Source organism: Pinirhizobacter sp., from assembly GCF_035317885.1.
GTDB lineage: Bacteria > Pseudomonadota > Gammaproteobacteria > Xanthomonadales > Rhodanobacteraceae > Pinirhizobacter.
This window is the reverse complement of the sequence record NZ_DATHFX010000131.1, coordinates 1-5,834: the sequence shown is the minus strand read 5'-3', so window position 1 is coordinate 5,834 and position 5,834 is coordinate 1. Positions and strand designations below refer to the sequence as shown.

The following is a 5,834-nucleotide window of genomic DNA, read 5'->3' as shown; positions in this document are numbered from 1 at the left end:
CGCGCAAGTATCGCTGAACCCCAATGGACTCACGGGCGGGGGCGGCAATCAACCGCATCCAAACATGCAGCCGTTCACGGTGCTGAATTTTTGCATCGCGATGAACGGCATTTTTCCGTCACGTAGCTGAGCCCGGGGACTGTCATGGAATCCTACGTTGGTGAAATCAGGCTGTTCCCCTATAACTTCGCACCGGTTGGCTGGCTCGATTGCAATGGGCAATTGCTGTCCATTTCGGAAAACGAGACGCTATATACGCTTCTAGGCACGACTTACGGCGGTGATGGCGTCAATACGTTCGCACTGCCCGACCTCCAGGGCCGGGTGCCGATCCACAACGGCACGGCGCCTGGAGCGAGCAACTATGTGCTCGGGCAGCGGGCAGGAAGCGAATCGGTGACGTTGATCGCGTCGCAGTTGCCGGCACATTCGCATCCGATGGTTGCCACGACAGCTCTTGCCGACTCCACCGCACCAGGCGGTTACGTCCAGCTTGGCGCGCTCAGCGGCGACACGATGTACACCAACGCACCCGGGCAAGCACTGCCCGTGAACGGCCCGATGGTAGCAAACGCCGGTAACAACGGCCCGCACGAAAACAGAATGCCCACCTTGGCGCTGCGGTTCTGCATCAGTCAGTACGGCATCTTCCCGTCACAGTGATAACAAATGCCACGTCGTGCGCAACGATCTTAAGGGGGAAACGTCATGAACAATTTTTTGGGCGAGATCCAGATATTCGGCTTTAATTTTGCGCCTAACGGGTGGGCTTTCTGCGACGGCAAGCTTTTGCCTATCTCGCAGTACGCCGCTCTGTACTCGCTGGTTGGCACCGTATACGGGGGTGATGGGAGGACTACTTTCGGCCTGCCGAACTTGCAGGGCCTAGCTGCCTGTGCCACTGGCAGGGGCACGGGGCTGCAGCCTTACGCATTGGGAGAGAATTTCGGTAGTGAGACCGTTGCCCTGATTTCCAATGAGCTGGCAGGCCACACGCACGTTGCAAACATCTTTCTTCAGAACGACACGACGCAGCGCTTCGCATTGCCGACGCCGGGAAGCTCACCGGTTGCTCCGGCCACTGCCACGCCGTTCGCCAGCAGCCAAACCTCCAACGGGAGCTTCGCCGCAAACTTTGTTGGCCCCAACGTCGGTGGTCAACCGCATGCCAATCAGCAGCCTTATCTGGCGTTGAACTTCTGCATTGCGCTACAAGGCGACTTCCCGCAGCGCCCCTAGTCAAATGCATGCACAGGCAATGCGCTTCCCGCCGCGGCGCCAGCCGTCGCGGTGGGAAGTCCCGCTCCGTGGCGCAACGGCGTTATCGCTTCGCGATGCCGACTCCAGCGACCTGCCTTTCCTGCGCCGACTCTACGCGTCTTCGCGCGCCGCTGAACTGGCTGCCATTCCCTGGCCGGAGACCGCCAAGCAGGCGTTCTGTGACAGCCAGTTCGATTTGCAACATCACCACTACGTTACGCACTTCGTCACGGCGGATTTCCTGATCGTGCTGCAGGACAACGTACCGATCGGGCGTTTGTACCTGCATGAGGCCGACCAGGTGTTGACGATCGTCGATATCCTCCTGGACGAAGCCGTGCGCAGCCAGGGCCTGGGCTCGGCGCTATTGCACCGCCTGCAGCAGGAAGTGCGCGGAAAAGCACTGGATGAGCTGACCTTGCAGGTGCTGATCACCAACCACGCAGCGCACCGCCTGTATGAGCGCCACGGCTTTGTCGTCGAAGGTGAAGATGCGGCCATGCGCCTGGGCATGCGCTGGCGCCCGTAACGCGCTGTCTAGTTGAACAAGGCCTGGTAGATGAACCCATCGCGGTCACGCGCGACCGGCACCAGGAAAATGCCGAATTCGCCCATTCCAGCGTTGCTCATGCTGTAGGTTCGCTGCGGGAACACCACGGCCGCTTCGTTCCGGAATAAAAGCGAGAACGGTTCCCGCATGGCGCCCGCCATGGCATGCCCCAATGGCCGGGCCTCGACCAACACGAACGGTGCGCGCATCTGATCGATCTCGACCGTAAAGGTCTCGTTGAGATGCCCGGCAAAATGATCCAGACGAAGCAACTGCATGATTTTCCCCCTGTAGGCGGCGAGCATGCCCAAGGTCTGTCGCGCTTTCAACCCTCAGTATGCAGGATATCCTTTACTTCACTGCATAACGCTGCCACAGATAGATAGGCAAGCCGGCAAGCAGCAGCACGGCACCCCACAGCAATGTTTCGGCGCCCGTGCCAATCAATGCCCACACGCTGAAAGCAAGGGCCCCCAGTGCGACAAGTCGCCGCCATGCCCTGGCGGTGCTGTCGATCCGCCACCATGCGAGCACCGTTACCAGATAGGGAATGAGTGTCGCTGCCGTCGATAACAAAATGGTGAAGGTGAAGAGCGCCACCAGTGTGCGGCTGTAATTGGAGGCAATCAGCGCGCTGGCAAGAACACTGCTGACCAGCAGGCCGATCCATGGCGTGCCGCGTTTATCCAGGCGAGCGAAGCACGCTGGAAACAAACCATCTTCTGCCGCAGCGAAGGTCGTCTGTGCTTGCAGAAGCACCCAGCCGTTTAGCGCGCCAAAACATGAAACGGTGGCAACGACGCCAATCGCCATGCCCGCCCAGGTGCCCCATGTCCGCCTGGCCGCCTCGGCCATCGGCGCTGCCGATGTGTGCAGTACCTCAGCGGGAAGCATCCCGATGACCACGGTGCAGGCAAGCATCGTGGCAACCCCTGCTATCGTCACGCCGATGATGGTGGCGCGTGGGACAGTACGCTGTGGATCAATAACCACGTCGGTCGGCACGGTGGCGCTTTCCAGGCCAAGGAATGCCCACAATGTCAATGCAGCGACGGAAGAGGCAACACTTACCAAGGGCAGACCGCTGGAATTGAAGGGTTCAAAAGCGCTTGTATGCACCCAGCCCAATCCCAACAGGCCAAATACAACCAACGGCACCAGCTTCAGTAAAGTCAACACGATGGCCGTGCGGCCGGCTTCGCGCACGCCGGCCAAACTGATGGCTGTGCAGATCCACAACGCTGCCAATGCGCATAAGGCACTACGCAACGGCGTGAGCGTTGCCGCCGGCCATACGGAACCCAGGCTGCCGGCGAAAGCCACCGCAATGGCCGCGTTGGCCGACCACACGCACACCCAGTAGCTCCACGCCACGATGAAACCGACGCGGTCACCGAAGGCGCGCCGCGCGTAGGCGTAGGCGCCGCCGTGATTAGGGATGATTTGCGACAGCCGCGCATAGACCAGGGCCAGCATCAGCGCGCCGCCTAAGCTGATGCCCCAACCAAGCAGGCTTGCTGCGCCAAAAGGTGCCAACGCCGCCGGTAATACAAAAACACCCGATCCAATAATGTTGCCGATCACCAATGCGATCAGCATCCATAGCCCGAGCGACCGTTTGCCGTTGCTCATGTTCTAGATCAGCGAATCGCGATAAGCGCGGCGCACCATTTCATGGAAATGGTGCACGGCATTCTCGCGTAGTGGATTCAATCGCCCGGCCTCATACGACCCGGATGCAAGCCCACGCTGTACGTCCTCGCAGATGGTGACATCCTCGTCCTGCACCTCGTCGCTGAATGCAATGTCTTTTGTGCGCCGTGCCTGTGCTTCCGGATTGTCCGCTGGCGTGTAATAGAAGTCGAACTCCACCCGGCACCGATCGACGCCCATCGGCAGTACACGATTGGTCTGCAAGCGACCAGGCAGGATGTTGAGCATGGTATTGGGGTACAGGAAGTAGTACAGCGCCTCGCCGCTGCCGTAGAGATCGTCCGCGCTCTCCAGCGGACTGAACTGGAACGAATACCACTGCGCTGTTTGAGTGATATAGCTGCGATAGTCCAGCAGGCTGTTCAGGCCCGGATGGATCTGGGGTACGTGGTAACCCTCCAGGTAGTTGTCCACGTAAACCTTCCAGTTGCAGGCAACGTCGTAGCTTGCGCGGTGATGGAATTGATAGTCGTGCAATGCCCGATGCAGCCCGAGGCGCGCGTCGATGCCTGCGACAAACTCATCGAACGGAGGTGCCTCGCCTATGGCGACGAACACCAGGCCCTGCCACAGGTGCACGCGAACCTCGGGAAGACGGATATCCGCCGGGTTGAAGTCCGGCGTCCGACCCATTTCCGGCGCACCGCGCAGCACGCCGTCCAGGCCGTAGGTCCAGCCGTGATAACGGCAGCGGAGATGTTTTGCACCCTGCCCGTCGCAGCTGGCGATCGGCCCTGCGCGATGCCGGCATACATTATGGAAAGCGCGGATGCTTGATGCGTCGCTGCGCACGATCAACAGCGGCAGTCCTGCAATTTCGGTCACTACGTGATCGCCCACGCCCGTAAGCTGCGATAGATGGCATACCAGCTGCCAACTCCGCGCTAAGATGGCCGAGCCATCCAGCGCCGGCATGCGCGCATCGGTATAGAAACGGGCAGGTAAGGTCAGCGCGTAGTCGAGCTGCTGCGGGGCGAGCGTATCGGGGGAAAGTAGCTCGGTCATGGCTTTGTGCGGCAGCGGCGATGGCCGAGTATTCATCGAACCGCACTGCAGCATCAACGCCTGGTGATGGATGTAGCCCATCCCGGCGTGCTTTCAAGCCTTCATTTTCCCCGCCGCGAGGTCCGCGCCAGGCGATCGGGTTAGGGGTGCATCCGGCGACAATCCAGCTTGCGCCGTAGCTGCTTAAGCGTCACCTGCCGTAGTTGCTCTCCATTTCGCGCGGCCAGGGCAGGCGGTCCTGATTCGCAGGCACATCCCACGCGCGGTTGCCTGCACACGTGGCTGACCACGTTGCGTAAGCGCCAGGATCGCATCCGACCTGACACCGCGATCCGCACCCGTGTCTGCGCCCCCAATACAAGGAGAGTCCCATGAACAAACTCATGTGCGCCGGGCTAGCCGCCTGCAGTGTCGTTGCCGCGGCCCATGCCACCCAACCGGACCCGTTCGACTTCGGCCGCGACTTCAACCCCATGCTTTACCCGAAAGACTCCCGCCCGTTCGACAAAAGCATCTTCGGCTGGGGCGATGCGTCGGTGCAATGGATCTACGCGCAGCCCTTTGACCAGAACCCATTCTTCGACGCCACCGGCGTCAACTGCGGCGTGGCGCAGCATGGCCCGGTCTGGTTCCTTGCGCCGATTGCATCGATGGCGGCCGGCAGCTTTACGCGAGCCTGCACGATTCCGCGTGGCAAGGCGATCCTGCTGGTTGCCCAGTTCGTCAGCGACACCTATCCCTGCCCGGATCCGGCCTTCACCCCGCCAGCGGGCATGTCGCTCTATGACTTCCTGGTTGCCGACTCCGAAACCTATCTGATGACGAAGAAGCTCGACATCACGCTCGACGGTCGCCCGGTGCGCAATGCGCTCGGCTACCACTACATCTCGGAGAACGTGTTCTCCCTGAATAGAGACCCCAGCCTGCAAGCGCCTTTTGACCCGTGCATCAACACGACCTGGCAACCGGTGGTGGCCAACGGCTGGTACTTCATGTTCCGGCCGCTGTCGCCGGGCATGCACACCATCGTGCGCAAGACCACCAGCACCATGGGAACCACCAACACGTTTACTTACTACTTGACGATCAAATGAAGTAATCCCAAGCGCCAAGCCCTCCAGCCAGTCACTGGAGGGCTTCCGGCCGCATCAAGGAATTAGCTCGACACATCCATGCGACAGGCACTAGATTGGGAGTTGACCAATCCAGGCATCGACTTGCCATGTCGCCAGATGACGCACAGCACCCGTCCGTCGAGGCATTCTTCCACGTCGATACCGGCAGCTTTTCGTATGTCGTTCACCAT

The 5,834-nt window shown here is 60.5% G+C and carries 7 protein-coding genes and 1 pseudogene; 5 read left to right on the top strand and 3 right to left on the bottom strand.

Annotated features, from left to right (window positions below; translation table 11 throughout):
- From VK519_RS04070 to VK519_RS04055, 4 genes and pseudogenes are all read left to right on the top strand, one after another.
- Positions 1-130, top strand: a pseudogene (locus VK519_RS04070) (microcystin-dependent protein); the annotation flags it as partial.
- Between the two features lie 14 nt (positions 131-144).
- The gene (locus VK519_RS04065) at positions 145-663 is read left to right on the top strand and encodes a phage tail protein (protein ID WP_324347860.1); all 519 of its coding nucleotides are present in this window, start codon (positions 145-147) and stop codon (positions 661-663) included.
- Positions 664-708: 45 nt separating this feature from the next.
- Positions 709-1,239, top strand: a complete 531-nt coding sequence (locus VK519_RS04060) for a phage tail protein (RefSeq protein ID WP_324347859.1) — start codon at positions 709-711, stop codon at positions 1,237-1,239.
- Positions 1,240-1,258: 19 nt separating this feature from the next.
- Positions 1,259-1,789, top strand: coding sequence for a GNAT family N-acetyltransferase (locus tag VK519_RS04055; protein ID WP_324347858.1), 531 nt, complete (start codon positions 1,259-1,261; stop codon positions 1,787-1,789).
- A gap of 8 nt (positions 1,790-1,797) precedes the next feature.
- Here VK519_RS04055 and VK519_RS04050 read toward each other — a convergent pair whose 3' ends face one another.
- From VK519_RS04050 to VK519_RS04040, 3 genes are all read right to left on the bottom strand, one after another.
- Positions 1,798-2,088 carry a DUF6916 family protein gene (locus VK519_RS04050; RefSeq protein WP_324347861.1) on the bottom strand — a complete coding sequence of 97 codons (291 nt, stop codon included), beginning with the start codon at positions 2,086-2,088 and terminating at the stop codon, positions 1,798-1,800.
- Between the two features lie 73 nt (positions 2,089-2,161).
- Positions 2,162-3,442 carry an amino acid permease gene (locus tag VK519_RS04045; RefSeq protein WP_324347857.1) on the bottom strand — a complete coding sequence of 427 codons (1,281 nt, stop codon included), beginning with the start codon at positions 3,440-3,442 and terminating at the stop codon, positions 2,162-2,164.
- 3 nt (positions 3,443-3,445) lie between these two features.
- A complete protein-coding gene (locus VK519_RS04040) occupies positions 3,446-4,609 on the bottom strand; it encodes an aromatic ring-hydroxylating oxygenase subunit alpha (RefSeq protein WP_324347856.1) in 1,164 nt (387 codons plus the stop codon).
- 290 nt (positions 4,610-4,899) lie between these two features.
- Here VK519_RS04040 and VK519_RS04035 point away from each other — a divergent pair, with 290 nt between their 5' ends.
- Positions 4,900-5,622 carry a hypothetical protein gene (locus VK519_RS04035; RefSeq protein WP_324347855.1) on the top strand — a complete coding sequence of 241 codons (723 nt, stop codon included), beginning with the start codon at positions 4,900-4,902 and terminating at the stop codon, positions 5,620-5,622.
- Positions 5,623-5,834: the final 212 nt, after the last annotated feature.